The 13198-nt window shown below is 62.5% G+C and carries 13 protein-coding genes; 3 read left to right on the top strand and 10 right to left on the bottom strand.

Annotated features, from left to right (window positions below; all coding sequences use genetic code 11):
* Positions 1-55 precede the first annotated feature (55 nt).
* On the top strand, positions 56-1243 hold the full coding sequence (locus tag MITSMUL_RS10135) for an MFS transporter (protein WP_005842376.1): 1188 nt from the start codon (positions 56-58) through the stop codon (positions 1241-1243).
* 3 nt (positions 1244-1246) lie between these two features.
* Positions 1247-1690, top strand: coding sequence for a MarR family winged helix-turn-helix transcriptional regulator (locus MITSMUL_RS10130; RefSeq protein WP_005842375.1), 444 nt, complete (start codon positions 1247-1249; stop codon positions 1688-1690).
* A gap of 75 nt (positions 1691-1765) precedes the next feature.
* Here MITSMUL_RS10130 and MITSMUL_RS10125 read toward each other — a convergent pair whose 3' ends face one another.
* The 4 genes from MITSMUL_RS10125 to MITSMUL_RS10110 form a co-directional block, all read right to left on the bottom strand.
* Positions 1766-3391: a peptide chain release factor 3 gene (locus tag MITSMUL_RS10125; protein ID WP_005842374.1), complete on the bottom strand. Its 1626-nt coding sequence runs from the start codon at positions 3389-3391 to the stop codon at positions 1766-1768.
* A gap of 112 nt (positions 3392-3503) precedes the next feature.
* Positions 3504-4190, bottom strand: a complete 687-nt coding sequence (locus MITSMUL_RS12180) for a TetR/AcrR family transcriptional regulator (RefSeq protein ID WP_005842373.1) — start codon at positions 4188-4190, stop codon at positions 3504-3506.
* A gap of 27 nt (positions 4191-4217) precedes the next feature.
* Positions 4218-5366, bottom strand: coding sequence for an ABC transporter permease (locus tag MITSMUL_RS10115; RefSeq protein ID WP_005842372.1), 1149 nt, complete (start codon positions 5364-5366; stop codon positions 4218-4220).
* Entirely contained in the window at positions 5363-6526 is a 1164-nt protein-coding gene (locus MITSMUL_RS10110; RefSeq protein ID WP_050751676.1) for an ABC transporter permease, read from the bottom strand. The genes MITSMUL_RS10115 and MITSMUL_RS10110 overlap by 4 nt, the downstream gene beginning before the upstream one ends.
* A 165-nt stretch (positions 6527-6691) precedes the next feature.
* On the opposite strand from MITSMUL_RS10110, the gene MITSMUL_RS10105 reads away from it, so the two are divergent.
* Positions 6692-8704, top strand: coding sequence for a molybdopterin-dependent oxidoreductase (locus tag MITSMUL_RS10105; RefSeq protein WP_040636223.1), 2013 nt, complete (start codon positions 6692-6694; stop codon positions 8702-8704).
* Positions 8705-9240: 536 nt separating this feature from the next.
* On the opposite strand, the gene MITSMUL_RS10095 is transcribed toward MITSMUL_RS10105, so the two are convergent.
* The 6 genes from MITSMUL_RS10095 to MITSMUL_RS10070 all read right to left on the bottom strand — a co-directional run bounded on the left by MITSMUL_RS10095 (position 9241) and on the right by MITSMUL_RS10070 (position 13196).
* Positions 9241-9747, bottom strand: a complete 507-nt coding sequence (locus tag MITSMUL_RS10095; protein ID WP_005842364.1) for an NUDIX hydrolase — start codon at positions 9745-9747, stop codon at positions 9241-9243.
* Positions 9744-10499, bottom strand: coding sequence for an exodeoxyribonuclease III (locus MITSMUL_RS10090; protein WP_040636221.1), 756 nt, complete (start codon positions 10497-10499; stop codon positions 9744-9746). Before MITSMUL_RS10090 ends, MITSMUL_RS10095 begins: the two co-directional genes overlap by 4 nt.
* Positions 10500-10514: 15 nt before the next feature.
* Positions 10515-11036 (bottom strand): signal peptidase I, encoded by a 522-nt coding sequence (gene lepB / locus MITSMUL_RS10085; RefSeq protein WP_005842360.1) that lies wholly within the window; start codon positions 11034-11036, stop codon positions 10515-10517.
* Positions 11037-11107: 71 nt separating this feature from the next.
* Entirely contained in the window at positions 11108-11449 is a 342-nt protein-coding gene (gene rplS, locus MITSMUL_RS10080; RefSeq protein ID WP_005842358.1) for a 50S ribosomal protein L19, read from the bottom strand.
* Positions 11450-11584: 135 nt separating this feature from the next.
* A complete protein-coding gene (aroB, locus tag MITSMUL_RS10075) occupies positions 11585-12673 on the bottom strand; it encodes a 3-dehydroquinate synthase (protein ID WP_005842356.1) in 1089 nt (362 codons plus the stop codon).
* Positions 12666-13196: a shikimate kinase gene (locus tag MITSMUL_RS10070; RefSeq protein ID WP_005842355.1), complete on the bottom strand. Its 531-nt coding sequence runs from the start codon at positions 13194-13196 to the stop codon at positions 12666-12668. The genes aroB and MITSMUL_RS10070 overlap by 8 nt, the downstream gene beginning before the upstream one ends.
* Between the last annotated feature and the right edge of the window lie 2 nt (positions 13197-13198).

Raw genomic sequence — 13198 nt, 5'->3', positions numbered from 1 at the left:
GACGCAACTCAAAATTAACTAGTTAATATTCATATCAAAAGGAGTGGTCGTTTTCATGACAAAAGAAACACTTTGGTCCCGAGATTTCCTTGCACTGACGACAGCAAATGGCCTGCTGTTTGTCGGATTCCATATCCTGCTCCCGACGCTGCCCATCTACGTGGCAAGCTTGGGCGCATCTGGCTCAGAGATTGGCTTGATCGCCGGCATCTTTGGGTATTCTGCCATCTTCATCCGCCTGTTCACCGACACCGGCGTGCGTGCCTTCGGCAAGAAGACCTGCCTCTACGCCGGCCTTCTCCTCTCGTTGCTGGCAACGGCGGGATACGCACTGCTGGATTCCATCGGTGCCATCGTCGTAGCCCGCGTCATCCACGGCTTTGGCTTCGGGCTCAGCACGACCTTCGCCGCAGCCCTGGTCGCTGACGTCATCCCCGCCTCGCGCCGCGGTGAGGGCATCGGCTACTTCGGCCTGGGCAGCACGATCGCGATGGCCCTGGCCCCGGCATTTGGGCTGATGCTCCTCTCCGACATCAGCCCCTGGGCCCTGTTCATCACCTCTGGCATCGCGACGCTCGCAGCGTTTTTTGCCGCCCGCCAGGACCGCACAGCCGAGAGAGAGCCGGCACTCCCCGTGCCGGCCGTGCACCTCTCCTTCCGCAACCGCCTCTATGAGGCAGGGACTGGCATCCCCGCCATCCTGACCATCCTCTTCGGCGCCGCTTACGGCAGTGTCAACACGTTCATCGCGATGATGGCCTCAGAGGCCGGCATCAGCAGCGCTGGCCTGTTCTTCATTGTGGGAACCTTCTTCATCTTCCTCTCCCGCCCGTTCGGCGGTCGCCTCCTCGACCGCTACGGCGCCTTTGCCGTCGTGATTCCCGGCGCCCTGCTCTATTGCATGGCCCTTGCCCTGATTCTCGCAGCCGGCAGCCTGCCCGTGCTGCTCACCGCCTCCGTCTTCTACGGCCTCGGTGCTGGCCTCCTGCTGCCAGCCCTCATGACCTGGATGCTCAATGTCGTCCGGGCCGACCGCCGCAGCGCCGCCAGCGCCACCTTCTACAACATGCTCGACATCGGCACGAGCACCGGCATCGTCGCCCTCGGCAGCCTGGCTGGCACGGTCGGCTACATCGCCATGTACCGCTACGTCCTCGTCATCATGGCCGCCTTCGTGTTATTCGGCCTGCTGGCACATCGCCTGTCCCGCCAGGTGCGCCAGCCAGAAGAAGCAGAGGAGTAAATCATGGACAAGACAAACTGGCAGGAGAGCGACAGCGACCGCCTGATCCATCAGCTCTACCAGACGATGCGCCTGTTCTCCAAGACCCTGAACCAGAAGATCGCTGCCACCGGCATCTACGGCTCCGAATGGACCATCCTGAACCTGATCCATCATCGTCAGGACTGCGCGCAGACCGCACTGAGCCAGTATCTCGGCGTAGAGCCCGCGGCCATCTCCAAGACCTTGACGAAGATGGAGAAGAAAGGCCTGATCACGCGCGTCTCCCATCCCAATGCACGCGGCAAATTCATCGAGCTCACGGAAAAGGGCGCCCAAGCCCACCGCGACTTATCCGCCGCCGTGGCTGAGCATCGCCGCAAGGCACTGCAGGACCTTCCACCAGAAGCGCTGCAGGACCTCCAGAATGTGATGCTGCAGATCCAGGAAAACCTGTCCTCAGATTGACCTACCCAGATAAAAGAAACCCCAGACAAGGCTGTCGCCCTGTCTGGGGTTTTCTATTGCAAGAAGAGCTGCGGCTCAAGCTTCTTTGCGGTCAAACGGCACGTGGTTGAGGATGAGGTCCGGGTTGTTGTCCATGATCCAGCCGAGCGCCCACTCGTTGCTGACGAGCAGCACGGGGTTGCCCTTGCGGTCGTAGACGAACATGCCGCGGTCCGCGCCCCTGAGGGAGGCCGGCGTGACCTCGCTGCCGTCCTTGAAGGCGAGCCAGCGCGCGACTTCGTACGGCTGCATGTTCATCGTGATGTCAACGTTGTACTCGTTCTTGAGGCGGTACTCGAGCACCTCGAACTGCAGCGTGCCGACCGTGCCGACGATGTAGGATTCCATGCCAGCGCCTGCCTGCTGGAAGAGCTGGATGGCGCCCTCCTGCGTGAGCTGCTCGATGCCCTTGACGAACTGCTTGCGCTTCATCGTGTCCTTCGCCTGCACGCGCGCGAACTTCTCAGGCGGGAAGACCGGGAAGTCGGCGTACTTGAACTTGTGGCTCTCGTCGCAGATCGTGTCGCCGATGCCGAAGATGCCCGGGTCAAAGAGGCCGACGATGTCGCCGGGGTACGCCGTGTCGATGATCTGGCGATCCTGAGCGAGGAACTGCTGCGGCTGCGCGAGCTTGATGATCTTGCCGGAGCGCTCGTGCCAGACGCTCATGTTGCGCTCGAACTTGCCCGAGCAGATGCGGATGAAGGCCAGGCGGTCGCGGTGCGCCGGGTTCATGTTGGCCTGGATCTTGAAGACGAAGCCCGAGAACTTCTCGTCGTCCGGCGCGATGAGGCCGTCGCTCGACATGCGCGGCTGCGGCGTCGGCGCCATGCGGATGTAGCCCTCGAGGAAGTCCTGCACGCCGAAGTTCGTCATGGCCGAGCCGAAGAACATCGGCGTGAGCTCACCGGAGTTGACCTTCTCCATGTCGAATTCCTCACCGGCCTCGTCGAGGAGCTCGATGTCGTCCTTGAGCGCCTGCCACGTCTCCTCGCCCACGCGCTCGATGACGGCCGGGTCGTCCGGCTCGTAGACGTCCGCGATGCGCGCCTGCTGGCCGTGCGTCGTGTCGGCCGCGAAGAGCAGCACCTTGTCGTTGCGGCGGTCGTAGACGCCCATGTACTGGCCATCCTGGCCGATTGGCCAGTTCATCGGGTACGAGCGGATGCCGAGCACGTTCTCGATCTCGTCCATGAGGTCGATTGGCAGCTTGCCGTAGTGGTCGAGCTTGTTAACGAACGTGAAGATGGGGATGCCGCGCTGCTTGCAGACCTTGAAGAGCTTCTTCGTCTGCGCCTCGACGCCCTTCGCGACGTCGATGACCATGACGGCGCTGTCGACGGCCATGAGCGTGCGGTAGGTGTCCTCCGAGAAGTCCTGATGGCCCGGCGTGTCGAGGATGTTGATGCGGCAGCCATCATAGTCGAACTGCAGCACCGACGACGTGACCGAGATACCGCGCTGCTTCTCGATCTCCATCCAGTCCGACACCGCATGGCGCTGCGTCTTGCGCGACTTGATGGAGCCCGCGAGATGGATGGCACCGCCGTAGAGCAGCAGCTTCTCCGTCAGCGTCGTCTTACCGGCATCCGGGTGCGAGATGATCGCAAACGTGCGGCGCTTCTTGATTTCCTTATCGAGTTCTTCGCTTAAAGCTGACAAAATCCTTTTCCTCCCAGTATATGTGAATGATGCATGTCAAGTTACACTGCTTACCATTCTATCATAGGAGCTCCGCTTCCCGCAATCCCCAAGACGGAAAGCGGCGGATTCTTCACGGTTCGTCCGGCCCCTTCTCGTCATCCGCATCTTCAGCAAGGAATGTCAGCTGTGCGAGCAGCTGGCGGCCCTTCGCCTGCCATTTTTCACGCGCCGCCTCGATCTCGCGCACGCAGGCACGTTGCTCCGCCTTCGATAGCCCCAGGATCATGAGGCTCGTGCTCAGGAAGAACTGGCGCAGCGCCGTGCGCTGTGCCTCGCGCTCCTGCTGGAACGCAAAGAGGTAGCCGTTCATGGCCGCATGGATGAAAAGGATGCGCGCGCGGCACTCCTCCACCGTGAGCCGGTCGCCGAACAGGCGGGCCACGTACTCCGTGTGGCGCCGGACGAGCGGCAGGAACATCTCGCCCGACCCGAGTGCCACGCAGAAGATCTCACGGATGATGGGATTGTGCTCGATGGCCTGCAGCTCCATCTCCAGGAGCGCCGCATAGCGGCAGGCCGGCGGGCGGCCCGCCATGTCCCGCTCGATGAGCCGCTGCGCCTCCTGCATGAGCTCCTGCACGATTTCCTCGAAGATCTCCTGCTTATTCTTGTACCAGTGGTAGATGCTGCCCGAGCTGACGCCGGACACCGACACGATCTTGGCGATGGTCGTCTTCTTGTAGCCGTCGCTCAGGAACAGGTCCTTGGCTGTCTCCAGGATGCGCTGGCGGACCTCTTCCGAATGATTCTTGAGCAAAGTGAAAGCCCCCTCATGATTTCATGGTCATGCGAGCGATGATTCCCTGCGGATCTTGCGCAGGCGCCGGCGGGCCGACCAGCAGGCAGCCGGCAGCAGGACGGCGCCCATGAGCAGCAGCACGAGTAGATGCTCTTGCAGCTGATAGGTGCCGCCGATGAGCAAGAGGTCCCGGAACGTGTTCATGAACCAGGTCTGCGGGAAGATGTCGGCAAAGAGCTGGATGGCGCGCGGCATGGCCAGCGAAGGCCACGTGTAGCCCGACAGCACGAAGCCCATGACCGGGTAGATCAGGGAGACGCAGACGAAGGAGAGCTCCGTCGGGAAGAGGCCTGCCGCTAAGAAGCCGAGGCCGACGACGGCCAGCGAGAAGGCCGCGCCGATGCCGAAGAGCTCGAACGTGCCCGCCTTCAGCGGCAGTTCCAGCACCTCGTGCATGACCGTCAGCATCAGGCCAAACGAGACGAGCGCCATCAGGTAGACGAAGAGCACTTTCGCCGCGATGCGCACGCCGAGCGGCAGCAACTCGATGGCAGGCGTCTCCTTCTGGAACAGCGTGGCCGCTGCCGCGAAGAACAGGCCCTGCTGGAACGCGGCCGTCGCGAGACCGATCAGGAAGAACCAGCTGTAGTCCTGTGTCGGATTGCCCAGGACGCGCAGCGTCGTGTGCATCGGCTCGATCTTGTGCAGGAGGTACGTCTCGTCCACGCCGAGCCGCAAGGCAAGCTGCTGCGCAGCCAGGCGGTTGGAGAACTTCTCGGTGACGGTCTCGCCGTCACGCGCCGCGATGCTCGTCGTCACGAGATTCTGACCATCGATGAGGAACAGCACCGACGTCTGCCGGCCCTGCTTCGCGTCCTCTGCAAAGCGGCGGGGAATCATCACACCGATATATGCTCTATGATTCAACAGCGACTGCTGCAAATCCTCTAAGGACGCCACATCTTCGATGGTCCCATACGAATCATTGTCCTCGAGCTGCTGCAGGTAGTGGCGGCCGAGGCGCGATCCATCTTCGTTAAAGCTGACCGTCGGGATGGACTTGACCATGCCGGGGTCGTAGAGCACGCCGAAGATGAACATGTAGATCATCGAGGCCAGGAACAGTAAGATGAAGCGGCGCGGGTCGCGCAGGCAGTAATGCGCCTCATGGAGAAGCAAGCGAAACAGTCTCATGATGCCCGCCCCGCTTCCATTGCAGGCTGCTGCCGCCAGTAGCGGCGCCAGCGCCAGATGAAGAATGCCCCGGCGATGAGCAGGCAGATGATGCCGTAGAAGAGCATCTGCCCGCAAGTGCTGCCGAGTGCCGGCGTCTCACCGTAGAGCATCAGCGAGCGCAGCGGTCCGGCGAAGTAGCGCATCGGCATGAGGTCCGCATAGAAAGCCGCCCCGGCGCTCATCGACTGCTGCGGCCAGGTGATGCCGCTGTAGAGGATGCTCGGCATGATGTAGAAGAGCGGCAGCTGCGCCGCCATCACGGGGTCCGGGCTCAGCACGGAGAACAGGCAGAGCACGCCGATGACGAAGACCAGGAACGACGCGGAGAGCGCCGTCAGCGCCAGCCAGCTGCCGCGCATGGGCACCGCGTAGACGCACTCAGCCAGGAAGAGCGAGAGCAGCAGCGCGCCGAGGGCCATGATCAGGAAGGCGAGGACAAAGGCTAGGAACACCCGGAGGCCCTGCCCCGCCTCCCAGCGCCGCCGCTTCATCAGCAGGTGCAGCAATGGCGTCAGCGTGATCATCAGGGCAATCTGCGTCCCGTTCGCGCTGAGCCCCGTCAGGATGAAATCCGGGAAGCCGCCCGTCGGGTTGCCGAGCACGCGCACGCCGATCTGCACGGGGTAGACGCCCGCGAGTGCCGCATCGGGAAGCATGTTGAGCCCCTCGATCAGCTTCTTCCCGACCGCGACGGAGAAGTTGCGGTTGATCTCCCAGGATTCCAGCATGGCCACATTGCCGAAGACGTTGTTCGCCGAGCGGACCATGAAGCCGACTGAGGGCTGATCGCCCATGCGGATGTCCTTCTGGAAGTCCCGCGGGATGGCCAGAGCAGCCACGGCGCGGCCCTCGTGCAGGACCGCCTCCATCTCCTCAGATGTCTGCGTCTGCTTCACGATGGTGAATTTCTGCGAATCACTGTAGAGGCGCACGAGCGTCCTCGACATATTCGTCTGATCCTCGTCAAGGATGACGAGTGGGATGTGCGTGACACTGTTCTGGACGTAGACCGCACCGAACAGCAGCGTGTAGAAGACCGGCACGAAAAAGACCACCACGATGAGCGGCACATGCGCGAGGACGCGGCCGTGCAGGACGGCCCGTATTTCTTGCAGCACAGGGATCACCCTCCTAGAATGTATTTTAGAATGTATTCTAAAATACATTCTAGCATAAAGCGCGCACCTGTCAAGAAAAACAAAAAGAGGCCGCGCATCTTGGAAACGCGGCCACCGCATATTATAATGAATGGAGAACGAACTGAAATCCATCGAGGTACTATCATGAAATCCATCAAACGATCCGTCTGTCCCTACGACTGCCCCGACTGCTGCGGGCTGCTCATCACCGTCGAGGACGGCAAGGCCGTCTGTGTCGCGGGCGACCCCGAACACGCCTTCACGCGCGGCACGCTCTGCCCGAAGATGGCCCACTATGAGCGCACGGTCCACTCGCCAAAGCGCATCATGACGCCGCTAAGGCGCATCGGCCAGAAGGGTGAAGGGCGCTTTATCCCCATCGGCTGGGATGAAGCCATCGAAGAGATTGCGGGGCGCTGGCAGTCCATCATCCGTGACTACGGCGCCGAGGCCATCCTGCCCTACTCCTACGCCGGCACGATGGGCACGATTGGCTACAGCGCCGGCCACGCCCTCTTCTACGCGCTCGGCGCCACGAGCCTCGACCGCACCATCTGCGCGCCTGCCAAGAGCCGTGGCTATCGCGACGTCATGGGCGCGACGCTGCCGACCGCCCCGCAGGAAGCCCAGCATAGCGATATGATCGTCCTCTGGAGCATCAGCATGCTCGCGACCGACATCCACTTCCGCCACGACATCGAGATGGCTCGCAAGAGGGGCGCCAAGGTCTACTGCATCGACACCTACCGCACGAAGACCGCCGACTACGCCGACGCCTTCCTCTGCCCGCGCCCCGGCACCGACGGTGCGCTTGCGCTCGCCATCCTCCACGTGCTTGTGCGCGACGGCCTCGCCGACCGCGCCTTCCTCAAGGAGTACGTACAGGGAGCTGACGAACTCGAGCAAAAGGTCCTGCCGCATTACACCCCCGAGGCCGCCGCAGCCATCACCGGCGTCCCCGCCGCGGATATCCGCGCCTTCGCCCATGCCTACGGCAGCGCCCGCGCCCCCTTCATCCGCCTCGGCAGCGGCCAGTCCCGCTACGTCAACGGCGCCATGACCTCGCGCCTCATCACCTGCCTGCCCGCCTTCGTCGGCGCCTACGCCAAGAAAGGCGGCGGCCTCCTGACCTCCGCCTCCGGCAGCCACGCCTTCGACAAGAACATCATCCGCCGCCCCGACCTCGAGCAGAGAGGCGTTCGCCACATCAACATGTGCGAGCTCGGCCGCGCGCTCAACGACACCAATCTGACACCTCCCGTCAAGGCGCTCTACATCTACTCCTCCAATCCCGCCTGCACCGCCCCCGACCAGAACCAGGTCCTGCGCGGCCTCCAGCGCGAAGACCTCTTCACCGTCGTCCACGAACGCTTCCTCACAGACACCACCCGCTACGCCGACATCGTCCTGCCCGCCACCACCTCCCTCGAGAGCGAAGACCTCTACTACTCCTACGGCCACTACACCATCCAGCGCGCCAGAGCCGTCATCCCGCCCGTCGGCGAAAGCAAGAGCAACTGGCAGACCGCCCGGCTGCTCGCCAAAGCCATGCACCTCACAGACCCCATCTTCGATCAGACCGAAGAAGACCTCGTCGAAGCCCTCATCGCCAGTACCAAGAAAGCCTGGCCCTTCCCCCTCAGTAGCGAAGCACTCCAAAAGCTAAGAGACTGCCTCCCCGTCGACCTGCCCCTGCCCGAAGACTACAAGCTCCACTTCGCCCCCCATTCCGGCAAGATCGAGATCAAAAATCCCCGCTGCCAGCCTCCCCTGCCCGACTACCTGCCGCCCCACAAAGATAGCGAGCCCTTCCACCTCATCAACGCCCCCGACATGCGCATTCTCGACAGCTCCTTCAACGAGCGCGACGAGCTTACCAACAGCAACATCATGACCCTGCTCATCCATCCCGAAGACGCCGCCGCGCGCGGCCTCCACGACGGCGACCCCGTCCGCGCCCGCAACCAGCGCGGCCACGCCCACTTCACCCTGAAGCTCTCCGATCGCGTCAACCGCGGCACCCTTGTCACCGAAGGCGTCTGGTGGCAGGCCTACACCAAAGACGGCAACACCAACCGCCTGACCTCCATGCGCCTCACCGACAAAGACGGCGGCAGCACCTTCTACGACGTCAGCATCGACATCGAGAAAGCCTGACCCCGGCGAAGAGGCGCAGCCGATTTCGCCCATCCCGCAAACTCCCGGCGGACAGACAGGCAAAGCCGCCTCCGCCGCGTCTACCCAAGCTCACATTGCCACCCCCCGCCGAGCTGCACGCCCCAACGGCGGACAGGCGCAGCCGCCTCCGCCCATCCCGCAAATCTCCGGCGGACAGGCGCAGCCGCCTCCGCCGCCTTCACATCCACAAACGTAACTCTGGGCGGGGGCACCTGTTCCGCCTGGAGCCGCGCAGCGACCGCCCGCAGGGCTGAGCCCTCCCGCTCCCCAGCATAGCACCACAATGTCAGAACGCCGCGGCAGGCGGCGAACCCGCCTCCATCACCAAACCAGCCATAGGGCTCATTCAGCGGAGCGGCGAAGCCGGAACAGGTGCCCCCGCCCCATCCACGATGTGCGCTCCCCGCAATCTGCGCTTTCCCCATACGATGTAAACAAAAACCCGGCACGAGCCCACCTCGTACCGGGTTTTCCTATCTCATTTTATCGCACGAATCCATCGTACTTCCGCCAGCTCAGAACGCCTTCCCATCCAGCGCCTTCTCGACGAGCGTATCCCCGACATACCGGAGCTTCAGTGAAAACACCGCCTCTTGCTTCTCCATCAGCCGGAAGAAGATCTTATCCCCTTCCCAGATGGGCAGCTCGTAGACCGCATCCTTCGCCACCCACTCGAGCGTGCCCTCGCGGCACCCGTCGCGCCCGACGAGCTCCCCGTGAAACGCATCCGCCGTGTAGAGGAACATGTACTCCGTCTGCCACTTGTCCGACATAAACGTGATGATGCCGCGCAGCCGGAACGAGTCGAGCACGAGGCCCGTCTCCTCCCGCACCTCGCGCAGGAGACATTCCTCCGGCGTCTCATCCGGCTCAAAGTGGCCGCCGACCCCGATCCACTTGTCGTGGTTGATGTCGTGCGCCTTCTTGACCCGATGCATCATCAGGTACTTGCCGTCCTGCTCGATGTAGCAGAGCGTCGTCAGATTCGTCTTCTTGTGGCCTTTCACCTGCGCCGCCGTCATAGCCTGAGCTCCAGTCCGACCGGGCAGTGGTCACTGCCAAAGACCTCATTGTGAATCGTCGCATCCGCGATCTTCTCGCGCAGCCGCGCCGACGTCACGAAGTAGTCGATGCGCCAGCCCGCATTCGTATCGCGCGCCTTGCGCAGGTACGACCACCACGTGTAGATGCCCGTGCGGTCCGGATAGAGCGCGCGGAACGTATCGATGAAGCCCGCATCAAGGAGCTCCGTGAACTTGCCGCGCTCCTCATCCGTGAAGCCCGCATTGTGGTGATTCGTCTTCGGATTCTTGAGGTCGATCTCCGTGTGCGCGACATTGAGGTCGCCGCAGACGATGACCGGCTTCTTCGCGTCCAAAGCCACGAGGTACGCGCGGAACGCATCCTCCCACTCCATGCGGTAAGCGAGGCGCTCGAGGCCGCGCTTCGAGTTCGGCGTGTAGACCGTCACGAAGTAGCAGTCGGGAAACTCCAAGGTGATCACGCGGCCCTCGTGGTCGTGCTCCTCGATGCCGAGCCCGTACGTGACCGCAAGCGGCTCGATGCGCGAGAAGACCGCCGTGCCCGAGTAGCCCTTGCGCTCCGCGCTGTTCCAGTACTGGCGGTAGCCCGGCAGGTCAAGGATGGCCTGCTCCGGCTGCATCTTCGTCTCCTGCAGCGCGAAGACATCCGCATCGAGCTTCACGAACGACTCCATGAAGCCCTTCTTGAGGCAGGCCCGAAGGCCGTTGACATTCCAGGAAATGCACTTCATCGCCATCCCTCCTCATCACGGCAGCGTCTTGAAGGCGCTGAACGGCCAGAAGACGAGCACAGCCTTGCCCTTGATGAGCTTGTACGGCACGAAGCCGACATCGGCGAAGCGGCTGTCCTCCGAGTTGTTGCGGTTATCGCCCATGACGAAGACCGTGCCCTCAGGCACCGTCGCCTTCGGGTACTCACTGCGCGTCGGCTCGAGGATGTAGTCCTCCGTGAGCATCTGGTCGTTGACGAAGACGCGGCCGCCCTTGATCTCGATCGTGTCGCCCGGCGTCGCGATGACGCGCTTGATGAAGTCGCGGCTCGTATCGCGCGGATACTGGAAGACGAGGATCTCGCCCTTCTCCGGCGCGCGGAAGTCGTAAATGAACTTATTGACGACGAGGCGCTCCTGCGACTGCAAGGTTGGGCGCATCGACGGGCCGTCGACGATGTAGAGCTCGACGACGAACTGACGGATGATGAAGGCCAGCACGATTGCAATGACAATCGATATGACCCAGTCTTTTGCCTCTTCTCCTAATGAACTCATGAAGGTTCCTCCTGTAATCCTTTCTACAAACAAAATAGGGACTGCCAAAAGCAGTCCCTACCGTACGCCGATTAGCGTTTCTCTTTGATACGAGCAGCTTTACCCGTAAGGTTGCGCAGATAATAGAGTTTTGCACGACGGACAATACCCTTGCGGAGAACGTCGATCTTCTCGATGCGCGGGGAATGTACCGGGAACATGCGCTCGACGCCGATGCCGTACGAGATGCGGCGAACCGTGAACGTCTCGCGGACGCCCGTGCCCTGACGGCCGATGACGACGCCTTCGAACATCTGGATACGCTCGCGGGAACCCTCGACGATCTTTGCATGGACGCGGACCGTGTCACCAGGTGCGAACTCCGGGATATCCGAGCGGAGCTGTTCTTTTTCCAACGTTTCGATGATATTCATTTTTTTCCTCCTTGATGGCAGACGTTCATGGCAAGCCCGATGCTCACTCAGAGGACCGTCCATATACCTAGATAGCATACCATAAAAAAAGGGCGGTTTCAACCGCCCCTGCAAAATTTTTCTTGAATCGCCGTCTCACTTGCCGATGCGCGCGGCCATCGCCTCGCGCACGATGTCCTCAGGCACGTCGTTGCGGCAGGTCACCTTGCCGATGCCCTGCATGAGCACCCAGTTGACCTTGCCGTTGATGGTCTTCTTGTCGTGGAAGATGTCGCGGTACATCGCATCGACCGTGCAGCCCTCGGCCTTGGTCGGCAGCTGCATGCGCGCGACAAGCGCCTCGACGCGCGCAACATCGTCCGCCGAGACCATGCCGAGGCGCGCGCTGATGTCAGCCGCGCCGATCATGCCGATGGCGACGGCCTCGCCGTGGTTGTAGCGGATGTAGCCCGTCTCCTTCTCGATGGCATGCGCCATCGTGTGGCCGAAGTTCAGGATGCGGCGCAGGCCGCTCTCCTTCTCGTCCTTACTGACGACGGCCGCCTTGATCTCGCACGAGCGCGCGATCATGTGGACAGCAGCCTCGCGTTCGAGTGCGAGCACCGCGTCCGCATGCTGCTCGAGGTAGGCGAAGAAGTCCGCATCGTAGATGATGCCGTACTTGATGATCTCGCCGAGCCCCGTCGCGATCTCGCGCTTCGGCAGCGATTCCATCATGGAGAGGTCCATGAAGACGCCCTTGGGCTGGTAGAACGCGCCGATGAGGTTCTTGCCGAGCGCGTGGTTGACGGCCACCTTGCCGCCGACGCTCGAGTCGACCTGAGCGAGTAGGCTCGTTGGCAGCTGCACGAACGGCACGCCGCGCATGTACGTCGCCGCGATGAAGCCCGCGAGGTCGCCGACGACACCGCCGCCGAGCGCGAAGATTGGCGACTTGCGGTCGAGGCCGAGCTCGATGGCCCGCGTGTAGAGCTTCTCGGCGACAGAGAGGCACTTGGAGCTCTCGCCTGCCGGGATTGTCACGACGGTCACGTGGAGGCCGCCCGCCTCGAGGATGGCACGGACCTTCTCGCCGTAGAGCGGCCCGACATTGCTGTCCGTCACGAGCATGGCCTGCTTCGAGAAGCCCGCCCCCTGCACAAACGACTGGAGCTCTTTCTCAAGACCGTAGCCAATCAGAATATCATAACTCTCTTCTCCGAGAGCGACGCGTACCTTACGCATGAACGACACCTCTTGTTTTCAGATAATGAAGGATTTCCTCGACGACCTGCAGCGGCGAGAGCCTGCTCGTATCGACCGAGAAGTCCGCCTGGCGGTAGAGCGGGCGGCGCTCCTCGATGAGCGTCTCGACGGCGCGGCGGCGGTCGCCCTTATCTTCTTTGTCGAGGACGGGGCGCTCGCCCTTACTGGCCGTGCGCATGAGGATGGTATCGACGTCAGCCGTCAGGCAGACGATGACGCCGCTCTGCCTCAGGAGAGCGACATTGGCAGGGTCCTTGACCGTGCCGCCGCCCGTCGAGATGACGGCATTCTGCCGCGCGGCGACGCGCTCGACCATGCGGTGCTCCGCAGCGCGGAAGTACGGCTCGCCCTTCTGCGCGAAGATGGCGGGAATGGCCATGCCCTCTTCTGCCTCGATCTCCTGGTCGAGGTCGAGGAAGGCCGCGCCGAGCTTCTGCGCGAGCACGCGGCCCGTGCTCGTCTTGCCCGTGCCCATGAAGCCGATCAGCACGATGTTCTTCATCG

It is taken from the genome of Mitsuokella multacida DSM 20544 (assembly GCF_000155955.1).
GTDB lineage: Bacteria > Bacillota > Negativicutes > Selenomonadales > Selenomonadaceae > Mitsuokella > Mitsuokella multacida.
The sequence above is the reverse complement of the archived record's forward strand: the minus strand, read 5'-3'. Positions and strand labels throughout refer to the sequence as shown.

Bases quoted from the DNA above. Each gene is read 5' to 3' on its own strand.
- MITSMUL_RS10105 (WP_040636223.1), top strand. From the start codon at position 6,692: ATGAAATCCATCAAACGATCCGTCTGTCCCTACGACTGCCCCGACTGC.
- MITSMUL_RS10135 (WP_005842376.1), top strand. From the start codon at position 56: ATGACAAAAGAAACACTTTGGTCCCGAGATTTCCTTGCACTGACGACA.
- MITSMUL_RS10095 (WP_005842364.1), bottom strand. From the start codon at position 9,747: ATGACGGCGGCGCAGGTGAAAGGCCACAAGAAGACGAATCTGACGACG.
- MITSMUL_RS10090 (WP_040636221.1), bottom strand. From the start codon at position 10,499: ATGAAGTGCATTTCCTGGAATGTCAACGGCCTTCGGGCCTGCCTCAAG.
- lepB (WP_005842360.1), bottom strand. From the start codon at position 11,036: ATGAGTTCATTAGGAGAAGAGGCAAAAGACTGGGTCATATCGATTGTC.
- MITSMUL_RS10115 (WP_005842372.1), bottom strand. From the start codon at position 5,366: ATGAGACTGTTTCGCTTGCTTCTCCATGAGGCGCATTACTGCCTGCGC.
- MITSMUL_RS10070 (WP_005842355.1), bottom strand. From the start codon at position 13,196: ATGAAGAACATCGTGCTGATCGGCTTCATGGGCACGGGCAAGACGAGC.
- MITSMUL_RS10130 (WP_005842375.1), top strand. From the start codon at position 1,247: ATGGACAAGACAAACTGGCAGGAGAGCGACAGCGACCGCCTGATCCAT.
- rplS (WP_005842358.1), bottom strand. From the start codon at position 11,449: ATGAATATCATCGAAACGTTGGAAAAAGAACAGCTCCGCTCGGATATC.
- aroB (WP_005842356.1), bottom strand. From the start codon at position 12,673: ATGCGTAAGGTACGCGTCGCTCTCGGAGAAGAGAGTTATGATATTCTG.